The sequence below is a fragment of the Streptomyces sp. NPDC059355 genome (assembly GCF_042752335.1).
Taxonomy (GTDB): domain Bacteria; phylum Actinomycetota; class Actinomycetes; order Streptomycetales; family Streptomycetaceae; genus Streptomyces.
Window position 1 is genome coordinate 1 of the sequence record NZ_JBHYXN010000041.1, and the last position, 19,302, is coordinate 19,302.

The following is a 19,302-nucleotide window of genomic DNA, read 5'->3' on the forward strand; positions in this document are numbered from 1 at the left end:
GCCCAGGCGCGGCCGCCCGGGACGGTGGCCGCCGCGGCCGCGGCGAGCGCGACGGCCAGCAGGGCACGGCGTGGTGTGGGTGCGGTCATCGGCGTGTCCCCCAGGGGTCGGTGCGGCGGTCGAAGGCTCCACCCTTCCAGTTCCCGCCCGCCGGGCGGCGAAGCCACGGCACCGTGTCGGGGTGACACGGCACCGGGGCAGGCCAACGCCCTACCCTGGCCGGGTGGAGCCTCAGCAGTCACTTCAGTCACTCGCGCGTGAACTCGCCGCACTGCCCCCGTCGCTGGGCCCGGTCCGGCTGATCGCGGTCGACGGGCACGCCGGGTCCGGGAAGAGCACCTTCGCCGGGCGGCTCGCCGAGGCGCTGGGCGGGGCACCCGTGCTGCACCTGGACGACGTGGCCACCCACGAGGAGCTCTTCGAGTGGCCGGAGCGGCTGCGCGCGCAGGTGCTGGAGCCGCTCGCCGCCGGGCGGCCGGCCCACTGGGCCCCGTACGACTGGGTGGAGCGCCGGTTCGGCCCCGAGCGGGTGCTGGAGCCGGTTCCGCTTCTGCTGATCGAGGGGGTCGGGGCCGGGCGGCGGGCGCTGCGCCCGCATCTGGCGCGACTGCTGTGGATGGAGACCCCGCGCGCGCAGTCCTGGGGGCGCGGGAGAAATCGGGACGGGCGTGAACTTTCCGACTTCTGGGACGGATGGGAGCACGCGGAGCTCGCACACTTCGCGGATGATCCTTCGCGCCCCTTCGCCGACACTTTGGTACGCCAGAGCGGTACGGGATACGAGTGGACTTCCGGGGCGGATGCGACCTCCGGAAGGACCTCTTCCGTTACGGAAGGTGACGGATTCCCCCGGACCTGAGCCGCTCGGGGAATCCGCTCGAGCGGGCCTGCACCGACTCGCTTGACCTGGGCCCCGCACCGGCCTTACGTTCTGAATGCGCGGTCTTTCCAGGCTGCAACGGACGCGAAGCCCCCGATCGTTCCCCCGTGATCGGGGGCTTCGTTCTGCCCCGGGCCGGTCTTCCACCGGCTCCGCGTGAGCCAGGTCCCCCCGAAATCTTCACCCTGAGTCACCTCGCGCGCCTCTGGTGCGCCTCCGACCGGTGTCGGCCGCACCCTACGTATGGTGCTTGGCCGCAGGTACGATGCACCCCTGATTTCATCGGCGCAGTGGACAACTCGCGGGCGCGACGCGGGGGTTGCTGTGCACCACGGGGGCAGGCTTGTGGGGGATGTGATGGATTTCGGCACGCCGGGCACGCACGCCCCGGCCGAACTCGCCTGGCTGCGCGGGGTGGACGCCTGCACCATGGGCGCCTATCCGCAGGCCGAGGAGGAGTTCCGGGCGGCCGTACGACTGGATCCCTCGATGGCCGACGCATGGCTGGGCCTGCACGCGCTCCGGGTGGACACCACGAACGCCTTATTGCGCATGTACGCCCACCGCGACCGCTTCGGCGAGCAGCGGGCCCGCCACCGGCGGACCCTGAACTCCTGGTACTGGCTCGGCTGGTGGGTACAGCCGGTACTGGAGAGCCGGCGGGACCTGCTGCTGGCGCACGCCTCGCACTGGCTGGACGGCCGGCACGTCCCCGAGCTGGACCAGGCGCTGGCCGCGCTGCCGCCGGTGGACACCGATGCGCAGGTGCGGTTCCTGCACGCCTGCCGCTCCTACCTGGTCAAGGACTGGGAGCAGCTGGTGCGGCACACCGAGCCGCTGGTGGACGATCCGCTGCTGGGCATCGAGGCGGGCCTGTTCGGCGGGATGGCCCGGGTCCGCCTGGAGATGTACGGGCAGGCCGAGCCGATGCTGTCGGCGGCGCTGATGCGGTGCCGCAGCGAGCAGCCGCAGCGCAAGGAGCTGCGGTACTGGCTGGCGCGGGCGCACGAGGGGACCGGGCGCAGCGCGGCGGCCCTGCCGCTATACCGGGCGGTACACCGGGTGGACCCGGCGTTCATGGACACGGCGGCCCGGCTGACGGCGATCGAGGACAGCGACTACGTCGACGGGGCCGACGGATACACCGGATACGCCGCGTCCGGCTACGAGGGGTACGCGGGTCATGATCTCTCGCCGGTCGGCGGGGACTTCGCGGCGGTGGCCCTCGGCGGCGGCCCCGTCCAGGACATCGCGGCGGACGGGCAGGCGGAGCCGGACCCGCTGATCTCGCCGGATCCGGATCCGCGGTTCGGGGCTCCTGGCGGTCCGGGCGGGGGCCGGGTGGAGGGCGTACGCCGCAAGGTGGCGGTCCCGCCGCAGGCCGCGCCCGGAGGGCTGCCGACGGGGCCGGCCGATCCGGCGCTGCTCGCCGAGGCGCTGGCGGAGCTGGAACGGATGGTGGGGCTGGAGCCGGTGAAACGGCAGGTGAAGGCGCTCTCCGCACAGCTGCACATGGCCCGGCTGCGGGCCGGGCAGGGGCTGCCGGTGCAGCCGCCGAAGCGGCATTTCGTCTTCTCCGGGCCGTCGGGCACGGGCAAGACGACGGTGGCGCGGATCCTGGGCCGGGTCTTCTACGCGCTCGGGCTGCTGGGCGGGGACCATCTGGTGGAGGCCCAGCGGGCGGACCTGGTGGGCGAGTTCCTCGGGCAGACCGCCGTGAAGGCGAACGAGCTGATCGATTCGGCGATCGGCGGGGTGCTGTTCGTGGACGAGGCGTACAGCCTCTCCAACACCGGGTACAGCAAGGGCGACGCGTACGGGGACGAGGCGCTCCAGGTGCTGCTGAAGCGGGCGGAGGACAACCGGGACCACCTGGTGGTGATCCTGGCCGGCTATCCGGCCGGGATGGACCGGCTGTTGGCGGCCAATCCGGGGCTGTCCTCGCGGTTCACGACCCGGGTGGACTTCCCGAGCTACCGGCCGCTGGAGCTGACCGCGATCGGCGGGGTACTGGCGGACGCCAACGGCGACTGCTGGGACGAGGAGGCCCTGGACGAACTGCGCAGCATCAGCGGGCACGTGGTGGAGCAGGGCTGGATCGACGAGCTGGGCAACGGCCGCTTCCTGCGCACCCTGTACGAGAAGAGCTGCGCGTACCGGGACCTGCGGCTGGCCGGCTTCCCGGGCGAGCCCTCGCGGGACGACCTGGCGACGCTGCGGCTGCCGGACCTGATGCAGGCGTACGGGGAAGTCCTGTCGGGCCGCGGCCCCCAGGACCGGGACCGGCCGGAGCCGCCGCCGATGTAGCGCTGCCGCCCCGCAGAGGTCCTGCGGGGCGGCAGCGGTTCACGCCTCGGCCTCTCACACCCCGGCGGGGCTGTTCTGCCGGGGGCCCGGACGGCGGGCCGGTACGCGGTGCGCGGGATCGCGTACCTCGCCGACCAGCATCTCCAGGACGTCCTCCAGGGCGACCAGGCCCAGCACCCGGCCGGCCGGGTCGGCGACCTGGGCCAGATGGGTGGCGTCCCGGCGCATGACGCTGAGCGCGTCGTCCAGCGGGAGGGTGGCGGACAGTGTGGTCATCCGCCGCCAGACCCGCTGGGGCACGGCCCGCTCCCGGTCCTCCAGGTCCAGGACGTCCTTCACGTGCACGTAGCCCATGAAGGCCCCGTTCTCGGAGCGGACCGGGAAGCGAGAGTAGCCGGTGCGGACCGTCAGCTGCTCGATCTGGCGCGGGGTCGCCGAGGGGCCGACCGTGACCAGCCGGTCCCGGGCGAGCAGCACGTCGGTGACCGGGCGGCTGCCCAGCTCCAGGGCGTCCTCCAGCCGCTCCTGCTCGCCCGGTTCCAGGAGCCCGGCCTGCCGGGAGTCCTCGACGAGCCGGCCGAGCTGGGCGCTGGTGTAGACGGCCTCGACCTCGTCCTTGGGCTCCACCTTGAAGAGGCGGAGCACCAGGTGCGCGCAGGAGCCCAGCGCACTGGTGACGGGGCCGCACAGCCGGGCGAAGGCCACCAGGCCCGGGCTGAACCAGAGGGAGGTCTTCTCGGGCGCGGCCATGGCGAGGTTCTTGGGCACCATCTCGCCGATGACCAGGTGGAGGAAGACGACGGCGGCGAGCGCCACCGCGTAGCCCAGCGGGTGGATCATGCCCTGCGGGATGTGCGCCGCGTGGAACAGCGGTTCCAGCAGGCGTGCCACCGTCGGCTCGGCGACCGCGCCGAGGGTCAGGGAGCAGATGGTGATGCCGAACTGGGCCGCCGCCATCATCCGCGGCAGGTTCTCCAGCCCGTACAGCACCTGGCGGGCCCGCTTGGACTCCTTGGCGAGCGGCTCGATCTGGCTGCGCCGTACGGAGACGAGTGCGAACTCGGCGCCGACGAAGAAACCATTGGCCAGGACCAGGAGCAGGGCGAACAGCAGTTGGAGGGCGTTCATCGGCCGGCGCCTTCCAGCTGGGCCGACTGCGGCGACCGGCCGTCCGGGGAGGCCTGCCGGCCGGGTCCGGTGCGTACGGCGCCCGCGTCGATCCGGACGGTGGGGCGGGGGGCCTCGGGGGCGGTCCCGTGCGCGGCGACGGGGACGCTGCCCAGCCGGACCAGCCGGACGCGCTCGGCGCGGTTGCGGCCGACCTGGCGGACGGACAGCTTCCAGCCGGGCAGTTCGGCGCGGTCCCCGGGGGCGGGGATCCGGCCCAGCAGGTCCGCGACGAGGCCGGCGACGGTCTCGTACGGGCCTTCGGGCACCTCCAGGCCTATCCGGCGCAGGGTCTGCACCCGGCAGCTGCCGTCGGCCTCCCAGGAGGGGCGGCCGTCCTCGGCGGGTACGGCGGCCAGTTCGGGGCCCTCGTCCTCGGCGAGGTCGTGCTCGTCGCGTACCTCGCCGACGAGCTCCTCCACGATGTCCTCCAGGGTGACCACCCCGGCGGTGCCGCCGTACTCGTCGACGACGACGGCCATCGGCTGCTCGCTGCGCAGCCGCTCCAGCAGCGGCTGCACCGGCAGGGAGCCGGGCACCAGCAGCGGGGCGACGCAGATGCGGCTCACGGTGGTGCGGGCGCGCTCGGACTCGGGCACGGCGAGGGCGTCCTTGAGGTGGACGACCCCGGTGACCTCGTCGATGCGCTCCCGGTAGACCGGGAAGCGGGACAGCCCGGTGGCGCGGGTCAGGTTCAGCACGTCGGCCGCGGTGGCCGTGTGCTGGAGGGCGCTGACCTTCACCCGGGGGGTCATGACGTGCTGGGCCGTGAGCTCGCCCAGCGAGAGGGTCCGCACGAAGAGGTCGGCGGTGTCCTGTTCGAGGGCGCCGGCCTGGGCCGAATGACGGACCAGGGAGACCAGTTCGCCGGGGGTGCGGGCGGAGGCCATCTCCTCGGCCGGCTCCACGCCGAGCATCCGTACGAGACGGTTGGCGACGGCGTTGAGGCCGGCGATGACCGGCCGGAAGGCACGGGAGAAGACCTGCTGCGGGCCGGCCACGAAGCGGGCCACCTGCAGCGGCCGGGAGACCGCCCAGTTCTTCGGGACGAGCTCGCCGACGACCATCTGGACGGCGGAGGCGAGCAGCATGCCGATGAAGACGGCGACGCCGGAGACGGCTCCCGCGGGCAGGCCGGTGGCCGCGAGCGGCCCGGTCAGCAGTCCGGCGAGGGCCGGTTCGGCGAGCATGCCGACCACGAGGGAGGTGATGGTGATGCCGAGCTGGGTGCCGGAGAGCTGGAAGGACAGCTCCCGCAGGGCTTCGACCACCGTGCGGGCACGGCGGTCGCCGTCGGCTGCGGCGCGTTCGGCCTCGGGCCGTTCCACGGTGACGAGGCCGAACTCGGCCGCCACGAAGAAGCCGTTGGCGAGGATCAGGGCGAATGCCGCCACGAGCAGAAGTAGCGGGATGGTCATGCCGCCGCCTCCGTGGGGAGGGCGGCGCGGGTACTACCGGACGATCCGTCCATTGCTGGAGGGAGTCACTCCTCAAGTCGCAGGTGCCCGCGGGCCTCGGGGTCCCGGGGCCGGTGGGAGGGCGTACGGGTGCGCCCCGCCACCAGGGTAGTCACTGAGATCGCCGCCGCAATGGGACGCAGCGGTCGGCTGCGGCTCCGGTGCTTCGTCCGAGAGCCGCTCAAGGCCCGCTCAGGCCCCGTGCGAGGCCCGTTCCACGGCTGTTCACCGCTTGTTCGGGCTTCCGCTGTCCGGGGTGTGCGGGTCGGGCGTCCGCGCGGCGGGCGCTCAGTGGTGGTGCGGCCCGGTTCCCCGGGCTTCGGCGAGCGCGCGCAGCGCGCGGGCGTCGCCGATGGCCTGCTGCTTGGCCACGCCGGGCTGGATGCCGAGCGCGGGCAGGCTCGTACCGTCGCTGAGGTCCAGGAACACCCACGGGTCGCCCGGGCGGAGGTTGACGCGCAGGATCTGCGCCCACTCCAGGCGGCGGGTGTTGGTCAGGTTCACGACGGTGACGCCCGCCTCGTCCGCGACCACCTTGGGTCGGCTGAGCAGGACGAGTACGGACGACAGCAGGACGGCGGTGAAGACGAAGCTGACCCGCTCCCCCGGGCCGAGGTTCTCCAGCAGCAGGGCGATCGCCGTGATGGTGGCGAACATGGCGAGCCCGACGCCCAGCAGGACGGCCCGGGTACGGGTCGGCCGGAAGGTGACCGGCAGGGCGGGCAGTGCGGGCTGGGCGGCGGACTCGGCCATGATGCGGGAGATGCCTTCGGGAGGGGGCGTACGGGTCGGAAGGACGTACGGGTCAGAGACGGCAGGCGTGGATCGAGGTGGTGAGGATCGCGCGCGCGCCGAGCTCGTACAGGTCGTCCATGATCCGCTGCGCCTCCTTGGCGGGGACCATCGCGCGGACGGCGACCCAGCCCTCGTTGTGCAGCGGGGAGATGGTCGGCGACTCCAGGCCCGGGGTGAGGGCGACGGCCCGCTCCAGGTGCTCGGCGCGGCAGTCGTAGTCCATCATCACGTAGCTGCGGGCCACGAGGACGCCCTGGAGGCGCCGCAGGAACTGCTGGGCCTGCGGGTTCTCGGCGTCGGCGCCGTTGCGGCGGATGACCACGGCCTCGGAGGTGAGGATCGGCTCGCCGATGACCTCCAGGCCGGCGTTGCGCAGGCTGGTGCCGGTCTCGACGACGTCCGCGATGATCTGGGCGACGCCGAGCTGGATGGCGGTCTCGACCGCGCCGTCCAGGTGCACGACGGAGGCGTCGATGCCCTGCTCGGCGAGGTGCTTGGCGACGATTCCCTCGTACGAGGTCGCGATCGTCATCCCGGTGAAGTCCTCGGGGCCCTTCGCGGTGCCGGGCTTGGTGGCGTAGCGGAAGGTCGAGCGGCCGAAGTTCAGCGGGAGGATCTCCTCCGCGCTGGCGCCGGAGTCGAGCAGCAGGTCACGGCCGGTGATGCCGATGTCGAGCTTGCCCGAGGCGACGTAGATCGCGATGTCCTTCGGGCGGAGGTAGAAGAACTCCACACCGTTCTCGGGGTCGAGGACCACGAGCTCCTTGGACTCCTTGCGCTGGCGGTAGCCGGCCTCATGGAGCATCGCCGACGCCGCTCCGGAGAGTGAACCCTTGTTGGGGACGGCGATGCGCAGCATGGGGCTTCCTTCAGTGCGTGGATTGCGAAAGATGTTGGGTGGGCGGCGGGCGGGGGACCCGCGGGACGGGCTGCGGCCTAGAGGTGCGCGTAGACGTCGTCGAGGGAGATCCCGCGCGCGACCATCATCACCTGGACGTGGTACAGCAGCTGCGAGATCTCCTCGGCGGCGGCTTCCTTGCCCTCGTACTCGGCGGCCATCCAGACCTCGGCGGCCTCCTCGACGATCTTCTTGCCGATCGCATGGACGCCCTTGCCGACAAGCTCGGCGGTGCGGGAGGAGCCGGGGTCGCCGGTGGCGGCCTTGAGCTGAAGCTCGCTGAAGAGCTCTTCGAAACTCTTGGAGGGTGTGTTCGCCATGATGGTCCTCAGAATACGGGGTCCCCCGCCACCACTCAGTGCCAGGGTTCGCTGACGGACCGCAGGGTCACAGCGGTCGAGACGGCGGCGATGACCGCTTCGTGTCCCTTGTCCTCGTTCGACCCCTCGAGCCCGGCGCGATCCAGCGCCTGCTCGTCGTTGTCGCAGGTCAGTACGCCGAAGCCGACGGGGACTCCGGTGTCGATCGACACCTGCACCAGGCCTTGGGTGACGCCCTGGCAGACGTATTCGAAGTGCGGGGTGCCGCCGCGGATGACGACTCCGAGGGCGACGATGGCATCGTAGCCGCGGCCGGCCAGCACCTTCGCCGCGACCGGGAGTTCGAAGCTGCCCGGGACGCGGAGCAGGGTCGGCTCGTCGATGCCCAGTTCGTGCAGGGCGCGCAGGGCGCCGTCGACGAGCCCGTCCATGACCTTCTCGTGCCACTGGGCCGCGATGACTGCGACCCGGAGGTCTCCGCAGTTCCTGACACTCAGTTCGGGTGCGCCCTTGCCGCTCACAGCTGTGCTCCTCGGTTCTTCGTGGTTCGTGGTTCGTGGTGTGTGCTGCTGGTGGGGTGGTTCGTGCGTGCTTACTGGTTGCCGCAGGTGGTGGCGGTCACGGCCCGGTCCAGCCAGGGCAGGTCGTGGCCCATGCGGTCCCGCTTCGTGCGCAGGTACCGCAGATTGTGCTCCCCGGCCTCCGTGGGCATGGCCACCCGGTCGTTGACCGCGATGCCGTGCCGTACGAGGGCGGCGGACTTGTCGGGGTTGTTGGTCAGCAGCCGGACGCTCTGGACGCCGAGGTCGGCGAGGATCTGCGCGCCGGCGGCGTAGTCGCGTGCGTCGGCGGGCAGGCCGAGCTCCAGGTTGGCGTCCAGGGTGTCGCGGCCGCGCTCCTGGAGTTCGTACGCGCGCAGCTTGGACACCAGTCCGATGCCGCGGCCCTCGTGACCGCGCAGGTAGACGACCACGCCGCGGCCCTCTTCCTTGACGCGGGCCATGGAGGCGTGCAGCTGGGGGCCGCAGTCGCAGCGCAGGGAGTGGAAGATGTCGCCGGTCAGGCACTCGGAGTGGACCCTGACCACGACGTCCCGGCCGTCGCCGATCTCGCCGTGGACGAGGGCGACGTGCTCCACGCCGTCGACGGTGGAGCGGTAGCCGTACGCCGTGAAGTCGCCGTGGGCGGTCGGCAGCGTGACCGTGGCCTCGCGGCGCACGGTCGGCTCGGCGGAGCGGCGGTAGGCGATCAGGTCCTCGATGGAGATGATCGTCAGGCCGTGCTTGCGGGCGAAGGGGATCAGCTCGGGCAGGCGCAGCATGACGCCGTCCTCGCCGGCGATCTCCACGATCGCGCCGACGGGGCGCAGGCCCGCGAGGCGGGCGAGGTCGACGGCGGCCTCGGTGTGGCCGTTGCGGACCAGGACGCCGCCGGGCTTGGCGCGCAGCGGGAAGACGTGGCCCGGGCGGACGAAGTCCGAGGGCTCGGAGACCCCGTCGGCGAGCATTCTCAGGGTGGTGGAGCGGTCGGCGGCCGAGATGCCGGTGGTCACGCCGTGGGCGGCGCTCGCGTCGACGGAGACCGTGAAGGCGGTCTTCATCGACTCGGTGTTGTTCTGGACCATCTGGGGCAGCTCGAGCCGCTCCAGCTCCGGGCCCTCCATGGGGGCGCAGATCAGGCCGCGGCACTCGCTCATCATGAACGCGACGATCTCGGGGGTCGCCTTCTCGGCCGCGATGACGAGGTCGCCCTCGTTCTCGCGGTCCTCGTCGTCGACGACGACCACCGGCCGGCCGGCCGCGATGTCGCGGATGGCCTGCTCGACGGGGTCGAGCCGGAAGACGGCGTCGAGGACGGCGTCGATGTCGGGCACGGGCTTGAGGGAGGTCATGCCGTTGCTCCTTCCAGGGCCGGGGCGGGGGTGGTGCGCGAACGCTGGTACCAGTCGTGGGCGCCCCAGAGGACGAGCGCGAAGTAGACGACGTAGACGAGGCCGGAGAAGGCCAGTCCGTTGGTGAAGGCGAGGGGGACGCCGACCAGGTCGACGAGGAGCCAGGCGAACCAGAACTCGACGAGGCCGCGGGCCTGGGCGACCATCGCGACGATCGTGCCGACGAAGATGTAGGCGTCGGCCCACGGGCTCCAGGACAGGTTCGGGAAGAGCGTGAACAGGCCGCCGACGGCGAGGGTGCCCAGCGCCGCCCCCGCGAGGAGCAGTCCGCGCTCCGTCCAGGTGGCGGTCCGCACCGCGAGGGTGCCGTCCTGGGCCTCCTGGCGGCCGCGCTGCCAGGCGCGCCAGCCCCAGGCCGCCACGCCGATGACGAGGAGCTGCTTGCCTACGCCGCCGGCGAGGTGGGCGGAGGCGTAGGCGGCTATGAGGATCAGGCCGGACAGGAGCTGGGCGGGCCAGGTCCATATGGAGCGGCGCCAGCCCAGGGCGAGGGCGGCCAGGCCCATCAGGTTGCCGATCATGTCGGACCAGATGACCTTCTGGCCGAAGACCGTGAAGGCCTCCGCGTTGAGCCAGGTCAGGGCGGTCACTGCTGATCCTCCTTGGCGGTCAGCGGGTCCACACCGGCGGCGAGCAGCCGCTCGACGTACTTCGCGAGGACGTCGACCTCGAGGTTGACCGGGTCGCCGGGCTGCTTGAGGCCCAGGGTGGTCAGCGCGAGCGTGGTGGGGATGAGGCTGATGGTGAACCAGTCCGCAGCGGCCTCGACCACGGTGAGGCTGACGCCGTCCACCGTGATGGAGCCCTTCTCCACGACGTACCGGGACAGGTTCTCCGGGAGCGAGACCTTGACGATCTCCCAGTGCTCGGAGGGCGTCCTGGACAGGATCTCGCCGGTTCCGTCCACGTGCCCCTGGACCAGGTGTCCGCCGAGCCGTCCGCCGAGGGCCATCGGGCGCTCCAGGTTGACCCGGGAGCCCGCGTGGAGGGCGCCGAGGCTGGAGCGCTTGAGGGTCTCCTGCATGACGTCGGCGGTGAACTCGCCGTCGCCGGTCTCGACGACGGTCAGGCAGACGCCGTTGACGGCGATGGAGTCGCCGTGCTTGGCGCCGTCGGTGACGACGGGGCCGCGCAGGCGGAAGCGGGAGGCCTCCGAGAGCTGCTCGACGGCGGTGACCTCGCCCAGTTCTTCGACGATTCCGGTGAACACTCAGTGCTCCTTGGGGGCGGTGGGGGTGGGGACGGCTTCGGACACGGGTACGGCGGTGATGCGGAGATCGGCGCCGACGCGGACGGCCTCGGTGATGTCGAGGCGCACCGCGCGGGCGATGTTGGTGATACCGGCGTCGGCGAGGGCGGCGGGGCCGGAGCCGAGGAGGGCCGGGGCGAGGTAGCCGATGACGCGGTCGACGGTTCCGGCTTCGAGGAAGGCGCCCGCGAGGGTGGGGCCGCCTTCCAGGAAGACGGAGCGCACGCCGCGGTCGTACAGCTGCGCGAGGAGGTCGTGGACGGCGATGCGGCCGTCGTGCAGGGGCAGCCGGAGCAGGTCGGCGCCGCCCGGCAGGTGCCGGGTGTCGGCGTCCTCGCCGACGACGAGCAGCGTGGGCGCGGCGTCGTCGAGGATGCGGGCGGTCGCCGGCAGGCCGGCGCGGGTGTCGAGGGCGACGCGCAGGGGCTGGGTGGCCCCTTCGATCCCTCGTACGGCCAGGTGCGGGTCGTCGGCGCGCAGGGTGCCGCCGCCCACGAGGACGGCGTCGGCCTCGGCACGCAGCCGGTGGACGTCGGCGCGGGATTCCGGGCCGGTGATCCAGCGGCTGCTGCCGTCCGCGGCGGCGCTGCGGCCGTCGAGGGTGGCGGCGTACTTCCAGGTCACGTGCGGGCGGCCCAGGCGTACGGAGGTGAGCCAGGCGGCGTTGCCGGCCGCGGCCTCGGCCTCCAGGAACCCGCCCTCGGCCTTGATCCCGGCAGCACGCAGGGTGGTGGCTCCGCCGCTGGCCTGCGGGTTCGGGTCGGGGACGGCGTAGACCACGCGGGTGACGCCGGCCTCGACGAGGGCCTGGGCGCAGGGGCCCGTACGGCCGGTGTGGTTGCAGGGTTCGAGGGTGACGTACGCGGTGCCGCCGCGGGCGGCCTCGCCGGCGGCGCGCAGGGCGTGGACCTCGGCGTGCGGGCCGCCGGCCCGCTCGTGCCAGCCCTCGCCGACGACGGTGCCCGCGGCGTCGGTGATGACGCAGCCGACGACCGGGTTGGGGCTGGTGGAGCCGAGGGCGCGGGCGGCGAGCTCGATGGCGCGGCGCATGGCCTGCGCGTCGGCTGCGGCGACGGCGCCGGGGGCGGTCTCGCCCTCGTCGAAGGCGTCGTGCGGTGCGTGCGCGGCGTGGTTCGCCACCGGGTCCTCCTGCCTCTGTCGGGCACGGACTCCGGGGCCTGTCGGGATACGACAGATGAAGCGGTACAGCTCACGCGGGGACGCCGAGGCCGAAAAAACGGTCCGCCCGGACGCATCCGCAGGGGATACGCCGATGAACCGCCGACGGCGGCGTACCGGTGACTGGCCCGCCGCGCACTGCCTCCCATCCGGACTTTCACCGTCGGTCCAGGAATTTCACCTGGTCAACCGGCCGCTGGCTGCGGACGGGTCGCGGACTATACCGCCGGTTCGGAATTACACCGACCCCGGAGTGCGCTGCTTACTGGTACTGCTGCCAGTTTGCCACGGTCGATCGTCGGCCATGCGAGCGAGATGCTGTGGCCTGGGTCACAGGGAGGCGCCGGCGCGGGAATCCGTCACGTCGGACCGCCATTGGTCCAGACCTGTTGACGGGGTGGTCTAGTCCTCTTAACGTTCCCTTCATCTTCCCCGGGAGACAGCCCGTCAGATGTGCGCACGTCACGGGCCAACACGCACCACTTCTCCGCCTGTTGTGTCCTTTGTGTCTGCCATCCTCCCCTCCCCAGGAGGCACCATGCCGTCCCCCACACGTATGAGAGCGATGCTCCTGACATCCGGCGCGGCGATCGCCGGACTGCTGGTCGGCGGGCTCTCGGCGGGCGTCTCGCACGCCGCCGACAACGAGAGCTGTCGCCCCGACGGGCTGTACAAGACGGCCGGCGTCGACGTCCCCTACTGCTCGGTCTACGACTCCGAGGGCCGCGAGAAGATGGGCCCCGACCACCAGCGCCGCGTCATCGGGTATTTCACCGGCTGGCGGACGGGCAAGGACGGCACCCCCGCCTACCTGGCCAACAACGTCCCGTGGTCCAAGGTCACCCACCTGAACTACGCCTTCGCCCACGTCGGCTCCGACAACAGGATCTCGGTCGGCGGCGACAACGCGAACAACGCCGCCACCGGGATGACCTGGCCGGGCGTGGCGGGCGCCGAGATGGACCCGGCCCTGCCGTACAAGGGCCACTTCAACCTGCTGAACAAATTCAAGAAGCAGTACCCGAACGTCAAGACGCTGATCTCGGTCGGCGGCTGGGCCGAGACCGGCGGCCACTTCGGCGACGACGGCAACCGCGTCGCCTCCGGGGGCTTCTACTCGATGGCCACCAACGCCGACGGCTCGGTCAACCAGGCCGGCATCGACACCTTCGCGGACTCCTCGGTCGAGTTCATCCGCAAGTACGGTTTCAACGGCGTCGACATCGACTACGAGTACCCGACCACCATGAAGGACGCGGGCAACCCGCTGGACTGGCAGCTCTCCAACGCCCGCCGGGCCGGCCTCGTCCAGGGCTACGCCTCGCTGATGAAGTCGCTGCGCGAGAAGCTCGACCGCGCGGGCGCCGCCGACGGCAAGCACTACCTGCTCTCCGTCGCCGCCCCCTCCTCCGGCTACCTGCTGCGCGGCATGGAGACGTTCCAGATGCAGAAGTACCTGGACTACGTCAACATCATGTCCTACGACCTGCACGGCGCCTGGAACGAGTACGTCGGCCCGAACGCCTCGCTCTTCGACGACGGCAAGGACGGCGAACTGGCCGCGGCCGGCGTCTACTCCACCTCCCAGTACGGCGGCATCGGCTACCTGAACTCCGACTGGGCCTACCACTACTTCCGCGGCTCCATGCCGGCGGGCCGCATCAACATGGGCCTGCCGTACTACACCCGCGGCTTCAAGAACGTGCAGGGCGGTACGGACGGCCTGTGGGGCAAGGCCCCCGCGACCACCTGCCCGGCCGGCGCGGGGCTGACCAAGTGCGGGGACGGCGCGGTCGGCATCGACAACCTGTGGCACGACCTGGACACCAACGGGGTCGAGTCCCCGGCGGGCTCCAACCCGATGTGGCACGCCAAGAACCTGGAGAAGGGCGTCGTCGGCGACTACGTCACCAAGTACGGCTTCCCCGCGAACACCACGCTGACCGGCACCTACGTCCGCAAGTACGACTCCGCGCTGGTGGCGCCGTGGCTGTGGAACGCCCAGAAGAAGGTCTTCCTGTCGACGGAGGACGAGCAGTCCGTCGCCGCCAAGGCCGACTACGTGGTGAACAAGGGCATCGGCGGCACCATGGTCTGGGAGCTGGCGGGCGACTACGGGTACAACACCGCCAAGGGCCAGTACGAGATGGGCGACACGCTCACCTCCCTGATGTACGAGAAGTTCAAGTCGGCCGCGCCGTACGGCGCGAAGAAGGCGGGCGCGACCGCCCTGCCGACCCAGGCCGTGGACATCAGGACGGAGTTCGGCGAGTTCAAGCTGGGCGACTCCAATTACCCGATCACCCCGAAGCTCAAGATCACCAACAACACCAAGGCCACGCTGCCGGGCGGCACGGAGTTCCAATTCGACTACGGGACCTCGGCCCCGGACAACGCCTCCGACCAGTCCGGCTTCGGCACGAAGGTGGTCAGCAGCGGCCACACCGGCACCAGCGCCGGCGGGCTGAAGGGCGACTTCCAGCGGGTCTCGCTGAAGCTCCCGGCATGGCAGACGCTGGCTCCCGGCGCCTCGGTGGACCTGGCGTTCAACTACTACCTGCCGGTCTCCACGCCCTCCAACTGGACGGTGAACATCTCCGGCACCGCCTACGCTCTCGCCGGGGACCTGGCGCGCGGTACGACGCTCGTCGAGCCGGGGGCCCGACGATCCCGCCGACCACCCCGCCCACGACCCCGCCGACCACTCCCCCGACGACGCCGCCGACCACCCCGCCGACGACACCGCCGGGCGGAACCTGCACGAACCCGGCCTACGTCGCGGGCAGCGTGCACACGGGCGGACAGGTCGTCTCGCACAAGGGTCACAACTGGAAGGCCCAGTGGTGGACGCAGAACGAGGAGCCCGGCACCACCGGCGACTGGGGCGTCTGGAAGGACCAGGGCGCCTGCTGACACCGCGCACCCGCCGTAGGTGAACGGACGTGAGGACGCGGTGGCCCGGCGGCCACCGGGTCCTCGCACGTGCGGACGCGGGTGCCCCTCGTAGGCTGCGGCGGTGATCGCACAGGACCCCGCGGCGCTCGCGGACTTCGAGGAGCACCGGCCCCGGATGTTCGGGATCGCCTACCGCATGCTCGGCTCGGCCGCCGAGGCGCAGGACGCCGTCCAGGACGCCTGGCTGCGCTGGAGCTCCGCCGGGCGCGAGGGCATCGAGCACCCGGGGGCATGGCTCGCCAAGGTGGTCACGCACCTGTGCCTGAACCGGCTGACCTCGGCCCGGGCCCGGCGCGAGGAGTACGTCGGCCCCTGGCTCCCGGAGCCGGTCCTCACCGGGGGCGGGGCGCTGGGCCCGCTGGAGTCGGCCGAACAGCGGGACGGCGTCTCGATGGCGCTGCTGGTCCTGCTGGAGCGGCTGACCCCGGTGGAGCGGGCGGTGTACGTGCTGCGCGAGGCCTTCGCGTACGGCCACCGGGAGATCGCCGGGCTGCTCGACCTGACGGAGCCCAACTGCCGGCAGCTGTACCGCCGGGCGGCGGGGCGCGTGGAGGCGGGCCGGGCGGAGGCGGGGGCGGCCGCGCCGCGCCCGCGCCCGCGCTTCGAGCCGGACGCGGCGCGGTGGCAGAGCCTGGTGGAGACCTTCCTGGCGGCGGCGCGCGAGGGGGACCTGGCCCGGCTGGAGTCCATGCTGACCGCCGACGTGCGGTACGTCGCGGACGGCGGCGGGATCGTCACCGCGGCCCGGCGGCCGATCCTGGGCCGGGAGAAGGTGGCGCGGTTCCTGGCGGGTGCGCTGCGCAAGTACGGGGCCGGGCAGCCGGTCGCCCTCGCGGAGGTCAACGGCGAGATCGCCCTGCTGGTCGGCGGGGGCGCGGTCCTGCAGGTGGAGTTCGAGGACGGGCTGGTCCGCGGGGTGCGGAGCGTGGTGAATCCGGAGAAGCTGGAATTCCTTCAGCGGCAGCTGTCACATTCCCGGGGGCTGTCCGGTCCCGGCTGGTGAACGGATCCCTTCAGGGAAGGAACGGACACCATGAGCACGATTCTCGTCACCGGAGGCACCGGGAACCTCGGCAGGCGGGTCGTCACCCGGCTGCGGGCCGCGGGCCACGACGTACGGGTCCTGAGCCGCAGCGCGAAGGACCACCCGGTCGATCTGCGGAACGGCAGCGGGCTGGATGCGGCGATGGCCGGCGCGGAGGTGGTCGTGCACTGCGCGAGCACCCCGCGCGGCGGTGACGACGTGGCCGCCGGACACCTGATCGAGGCGGCCCGGCGGGCCGGAACGGTCACGAACGTCGTCTACATCTCGATCGTCGGGGTGGACGTGGTCCCGTTCGGCTACTACACGGTGAAGTACAAGGTCGAGCGGATGCTGGAGGCGTCGGGGCTGGGCGTCACGATCCTGCGCACGACGCAGTTCCACGACTTGGTGGCGACGCTGACGGACGCGCTGGCGAAGGTGCCGGTGGTGCCGGTGCCGCTGCCGAAGGGGGTCCGGGTGCAGCCGGTCGCCGTGGAGGAGGTCGCGGACCGGCTGGCGGAACTGGCCGTCCCGACACCGGCGGGCCGGGTCACGGACATGGGCGGCCCGGAGATCCACACGCTGGTGGGGCTGGGCCGCTCGTACCTGGCGGCGACGGGGCGTCCGCGCACGGTGTTCCCGCTGCCCCTGGCGGGGAAGGCGTACGCGGCCTTCCGCCGCGGCGGCAACCTGACCCCCTCGCACGCCGTCGGCAAGATCACCTTCGCCGAGTTCCTGGCGGCCCGGGCCGCCGGGGCGGCGGAGGCCGCTGGGTGAGCCACCACGCGGAGGCTCTCGTACGCTTGCGCGGACCCGGCAAGGGGCAATATGGGAGTTACCGCCATGAATGACCGCGCCAGATGACCCACAGCATGATCCACGGTGAGGGGCGATGATCGTTTCAGTGGTGTCCATGCCGGAGGGCATCGCGCGGCGTACCCCGGTGTCCGAGGCCCGTGACCTCCTCGGGCGATCCCGCTTCCTGTTCGTGGACGCGGAGCTGCCCGAGGAGGCACCGCCCGGGGAGCAGCCGATCGCCCACCTGCTCGGCCTGGAGGCCGAGGACCTGGCGTGGCTCGGCCGCGAGAGGGAATCCGCCCGCGCCGAGTTCCTCGGTGACGCCGCCGCGTTCGTCGTCCCCGCGGTCGAGGCGGGCCAGGTCGTCCACCTCCACGTCGTGGCCACCGAGCGGTACCTGGTCACGGTGCACCGGGGACCGGCCGGGCTGGTGGAGAACCTTGTCGCCCGACTCCCGCACGAACGGCCCCCCGACGCCGTGGCCACGCTGTTCCTGCTGCTGGGCGAGGCCCTGGAGACCTACCGGCGGTCCGCCGTCCAGGCCCTTCTGGAGGTGGAGGACCTGGAGGACGAGATGTTCCGGCAGCGCAAGCCCGAGCAGCTCTACAGCCTGGCGCGGCTGCGCCGGACCTCGGCGCTCCTGCACCACACGCTCCTCCCCTACCACCAGGCGGCGGAGGAGGCCATCACGCGCCGGGTGCTGAACCGCAACTTCCCGGAGGAGCGCCAGCGGCTCGCCCGGGAGTACCAGCGCGTGTCGAGGCTGGTGCTGACGGACATCGAGGCACTCCAGGAAGCCGCCCGGCGCGGCTTCGCCACCTACTCCTCGCTGGTGTCCGGCGAGCAGAACGGCGTGATCAACCGGCTCGCGATCGTCTCCACGATCTTTCTGCCGCTGACCTTCCTGACGGGGTTCTTCGGCATGAACTTCGCCTACCTGACGGACGAGCTGGAGAGCCGGAGCATCTTCTGGGCGCTCGCCGTGGGACTCCAGGTGGTCTTCCTGGCCGGTGCGCTCTACGTGCTGCACCGCACCCGCATCTGGCGCCGGCTCCACGACGAGAGCATCGACGACGAGTAGGCCGTCGGGCCGGGCCCGTGCAGCTCGGGCCGGTACGGTGCGGCTCAGGGGGCGAAGAGGTCCGCCTGGGCGGCTTCGCGGGCGGCCAGGCGCGCTCCCGTGAGGACCGCCGAGTCGCCGAGGGCCGTGGCCCGGACCTCCATCGGGACCGGGGTCAGCGTCGTCAGCCGGCGGGCCACCGCCGACGCGAGGGCGGGGCCGCCCGCGTGGCCGAGCTCCCCCGCCAGGACCAGGCACCCCGGGTCCAGGACCGCCGCGACCGCCGCCGCGCCCAGCGCCAGCCGTTCCGCCAGGGCTTCGAGGAAGGGCTCGCCCGCCGCCCCCGACACCGCCTCGTCCACCGGGCCGGTCCAGCCGTGCTCCGCCGCCAGAGCCGCCACCGCATCCCGGCCGACCAGGGCGTGGAACCCGCCCCCGCAGTCCGTGGCCGAGGGGAGCCGTCCCGTACCCGGCACGGGCAGGAAGCCGATCTCGCCCGCTCCGCCGGAGGCCCCCCGCCGGAGCCGCCCGTCCAGGACCACCGCCGCGCCGACGCCCGCGCCGAGCCACAGCAGTACGAAGGAGTCCAGGTCCCGGGCCGCGCCGACCCGCTGTTCGGCGAGGGCCGCCAGGTTGGTCTCGTTCTCCACCGCCACCGCGGCCGGCAGCCGCCGCTGCAGCGCCGCCACCAGGTCCCGGTGCCAGGCGGGCAGTCCGGCCGTGCTGCGCAGCTCCCCGGCCGGGGCCACCAGACCGGGGGCGCCGACCACCACCGTGTGCAGCCCGTCCGCGCCCGCCTCCCGCCCGAGGGCCTCCAGCGCGTCCACCGCCTCGTCCACCGCGTCCACCGGCAGCGCGGCCTGGGCCAGCGGGCGGCCGAGCAGGTCCGCGACGACCGCGGTCGCGCTGTCCGTCCGTACGTCCAGGGCCGCCAGGTAGGCGCGGCGGGCGACGATCCCGTACACCCGGGCATTGGGTCCGCGGCGCTGCTCTCCCGACTCCCCCACGACCTCGATCAGGCCGGCGCCGGTGAGCCGCTCGACGAGATCGGCGACCGAGGGGCGGGACAGACCGGTCATCGCCTTGAGCTGAGTGGCGGTCAGCGGCCCCTCCTCCTGCAGGAGTCGCAGGGCCAGGCGGTCGTTGATGGCCCGGGCCGTGCTCGGCGACGCGGGCGACGGGGCGGCGGGGATCAGGGCCTTGGCAGGAGTCACGGCGCCCATCCTAGGCAGCTCCTCGGCATTAACTATCAGGCAGGGTCC

16 protein-coding genes, 1 pseudogene and 1 riboswitch are annotated in these 19,302 nt (G+C 72.4%); of the genes and pseudogenes, 6 read left to right on the top strand and 11 right to left on the bottom strand.

The window, feature by feature from the left end; all coding sequences use genetic code 11:
- The first annotated feature begins 223 nt into the window (after positions 1-223).
- Both ACFXGI_RS30005 and ACFXGI_RS30010 read left to right on the top strand, forming a co-directional pair.
- Positions 224-859 (top strand): uridine kinase, encoded by a 636-nt coding sequence (locus ACFXGI_RS30005; RefSeq protein WP_384713263.1) that lies wholly within the window; start codon positions 224-226, stop codon positions 857-859.
- Between the two features lie 378 nt (positions 860-1,237).
- Positions 1,238-3,187, top strand: coding sequence for an AAA family ATPase (locus ACFXGI_RS30010; RefSeq protein WP_384713266.1), 1,950 nt, complete (start codon positions 1,238-1,240; stop codon positions 3,185-3,187).
- A 54-nt stretch (positions 3,188-3,241) separates the two neighbouring features.
- Here the strand turns inward: ACFXGI_RS30010 and ACFXGI_RS30015 are convergent, their stop codons facing one another.
- The 10 genes from ACFXGI_RS30015 to ribD all read right to left on the bottom strand — a co-directional run bounded on the left by ACFXGI_RS30015 (position 3,242) and on the right by ribD (position 12,074).
- Positions 3,242-4,315: a hemolysin family protein gene (locus tag ACFXGI_RS30015; RefSeq protein WP_384713269.1), complete on the bottom strand. Its 1,074-nt coding sequence runs from the start codon at positions 4,313-4,315 to the stop codon at positions 3,242-3,244.
- The gene (locus ACFXGI_RS30020; protein ID WP_384713272.1) at positions 4,312-5,772 is read right to left on the bottom strand and encodes a hemolysin family protein; all 1,461 of its coding nucleotides are present in this window, start codon (positions 5,770-5,772) and stop codon (positions 4,312-4,314) included. The genes ACFXGI_RS30015 and ACFXGI_RS30020 overlap by 4 nt, the downstream gene beginning before the upstream one ends.
- A 327-nt stretch (positions 5,773-6,099) precedes the next feature.
- The gene (locus tag ACFXGI_RS30025) at positions 6,100-6,564 is read right to left on the bottom strand and encodes a PH domain-containing protein (RefSeq protein WP_384713275.1); all 465 of its coding nucleotides are present in this window, start codon (positions 6,562-6,564) and stop codon (positions 6,100-6,102) included.
- A gap of 52 nt (positions 6,565-6,616) precedes the next feature.
- Positions 6,617-7,465 carry an ATP phosphoribosyltransferase gene (hisG, locus tag ACFXGI_RS30030; protein ID WP_030157592.1) on the bottom strand — a complete coding sequence of 283 codons (849 nt, stop codon included), beginning with the start codon at positions 7,463-7,465 and terminating at the stop codon, positions 6,617-6,619.
- 77 nt (positions 7,466-7,542) lie between these two features.
- Positions 7,543-7,824 (bottom strand): phosphoribosyl-ATP diphosphatase, encoded by a 282-nt coding sequence (locus tag ACFXGI_RS30035; RefSeq protein WP_030871828.1) that lies wholly within the window; start codon positions 7,822-7,824, stop codon positions 7,543-7,545.
- 35 nt (positions 7,825-7,859) lie between these two features.
- Entirely contained in the window at positions 7,860-8,345 is a 486-nt protein-coding gene (gene ribH, locus ACFXGI_RS30040) for a 6,7-dimethyl-8-ribityllumazine synthase (RefSeq protein ID WP_384713280.1), read from the bottom strand.
- A gap of 71 nt (positions 8,346-8,416) precedes the next feature.
- Complete coding sequence (locus ACFXGI_RS30045; RefSeq protein WP_384713283.1) at positions 8,417-9,715, bottom strand: bifunctional 3,4-dihydroxy-2-butanone-4-phosphate synthase/GTP cyclohydrolase II; 1,299 nt, start codon at positions 9,713-9,715, stop codon at positions 8,417-8,419.
- Positions 9,712-10,365 carry a nicotinamide mononucleotide transporter family protein gene (locus ACFXGI_RS30050; RefSeq protein ID WP_351777463.1) on the bottom strand — a complete coding sequence of 218 codons (654 nt, stop codon included), beginning with the start codon at positions 10,363-10,365 and terminating at the stop codon, positions 9,712-9,714. Before ACFXGI_RS30050 ends, ACFXGI_RS30045 begins: the two co-directional genes overlap by 4 nt.
- Positions 10,362-10,985, bottom strand: coding sequence for a riboflavin synthase (locus ACFXGI_RS30055; protein WP_030871812.1), 624 nt, complete (start codon positions 10,983-10,985; stop codon positions 10,362-10,364). Before ACFXGI_RS30055 ends, ACFXGI_RS30050 begins: the two co-directional genes overlap by 4 nt.
- Entirely contained in the window at positions 10,986-12,074 is a 1,089-nt protein-coding gene (ribD, locus tag ACFXGI_RS30060; protein ID WP_384713433.1) for a bifunctional diaminohydroxyphosphoribosylaminopyrimidine deaminase/5-amino-6-(5-phosphoribosylamino)uracil reductase RibD, read from the bottom strand.
- Between the two features lie 260 nt (positions 12,075-12,334).
- Positions 12,335-12,464: riboswitch (FMN riboswitch) on the bottom strand.
- A gap of 277 nt (positions 12,465-12,741) precedes the next feature.
- Between ribD and ACFXGI_RS30065 the strand changes: the two are divergent.
- The 4 genes and pseudogenes from ACFXGI_RS30065 to ACFXGI_RS30080 all read left to right on the top strand — a co-directional run bounded on the left by ACFXGI_RS30065 (position 12,742) and on the right by ACFXGI_RS30080 (position 18,061).
- Positions 12,742-15,116, top strand: a pseudogene (locus tag ACFXGI_RS30065) (chitinase C-terminal domain-containing protein).
- 103 nt (positions 15,117-15,219) lie between these two features.
- Positions 15,220-16,161 carry an RNA polymerase sigma factor SigJ gene (gene sigJ / locus ACFXGI_RS30070; protein ID WP_384713288.1) on the top strand — a complete coding sequence of 314 codons (942 nt, stop codon included), beginning with the start codon at positions 15,220-15,222 and terminating at the stop codon, positions 16,159-16,161.
- A gap of 30 nt (positions 16,162-16,191) precedes the next feature.
- Positions 16,192-16,959, top strand: a complete 768-nt coding sequence (locus ACFXGI_RS30075) for an SDR family oxidoreductase (protein WP_384713291.1) — start codon at positions 16,192-16,194, stop codon at positions 16,957-16,959.
- 115 nt (positions 16,960-17,074) lie between these two features.
- Entirely contained in the window at positions 17,075-18,061 is a 987-nt protein-coding gene (locus tag ACFXGI_RS30080) for a CorA family divalent cation transporter (protein ID WP_384713294.1), read from the top strand.
- A 44-nt stretch (positions 18,062-18,105) separates the two neighbouring features.
- Here ACFXGI_RS30080 and ACFXGI_RS30085 read toward each other — a convergent pair whose 3' ends face one another.
- Positions 18,106-19,263 (bottom strand): ROK family transcriptional regulator, encoded by a 1,158-nt coding sequence (locus ACFXGI_RS30085; protein WP_384713297.1) that lies wholly within the window; start codon positions 19,261-19,263, stop codon positions 18,106-18,108.
- Between the last annotated feature and the right edge of the window lie 39 nt (positions 19,264-19,302).

Coding starts and splice junctions, on each gene's coding strand:
- ACFXGI_RS30010 (WP_384713266.1), top strand. CDS start 1,238: ATGGATTTCGGCACGCCGGGCACGCACGCCCCGGCCGAACTCGCCTGG.
- ACFXGI_RS30015 (WP_384713269.1), bottom strand. CDS start 4,315: ATGAACGCCCTCCAACTGCTGTTCGCCCTGCTCCTGGTCCTGGCCAAT.
- ACFXGI_RS30020 (WP_384713272.1), bottom strand. CDS start 5,772: ATGACCATCCCGCTACTTCTGCTCGTGGCGGCATTCGCCCTGATCCTC.
- ACFXGI_RS30025 (WP_384713275.1), bottom strand. CDS start 6,564: ATGGCCGAGTCCGCCGCCCAGCCCGCACTGCCCGCCCTGCCGGTCACC.
- hisG (WP_030157592.1), bottom strand. CDS start 7,465: ATGCTGCGCATCGCCGTCCCCAACAAGGGTTCACTCTCCGGAGCGGCG.
- ACFXGI_RS30035 (WP_030871828.1), bottom strand. CDS start 7,824: ATGGCGAACACACCCTCCAAGAGTTTCGAAGAGCTCTTCAGCGAGCTT.
- ACFXGI_RS30045 (WP_384713283.1), bottom strand. CDS start 9,715: ATGACCTCCCTCAAGCCCGTGCCCGACATCGACGCCGTCCTCGACGCC.
- ribD (WP_384713433.1), bottom strand. CDS start 12,074: ATGCGCCGCGCCATCGAGCTCGCCGCCCGCGCCCTCGGCTCCACCAGC.
- ACFXGI_RS30075 (WP_384713291.1), top strand. CDS start 16,192: ATGAGCACGATTCTCGTCACCGGAGGCACCGGGAACCTCGGCAGGCGG.
- ACFXGI_RS30080 (WP_384713294.1), top strand. CDS start 17,075: ATGATCGTTTCAGTGGTGTCCATGCCGGAGGGCATCGCGCGGCGTACC.
- ACFXGI_RS30085 (WP_384713297.1), bottom strand. CDS start 19,263: ATGGGCGCCGTGACTCCTGCCAAGGCCCTGATCCCCGCCGCCCCGTCG.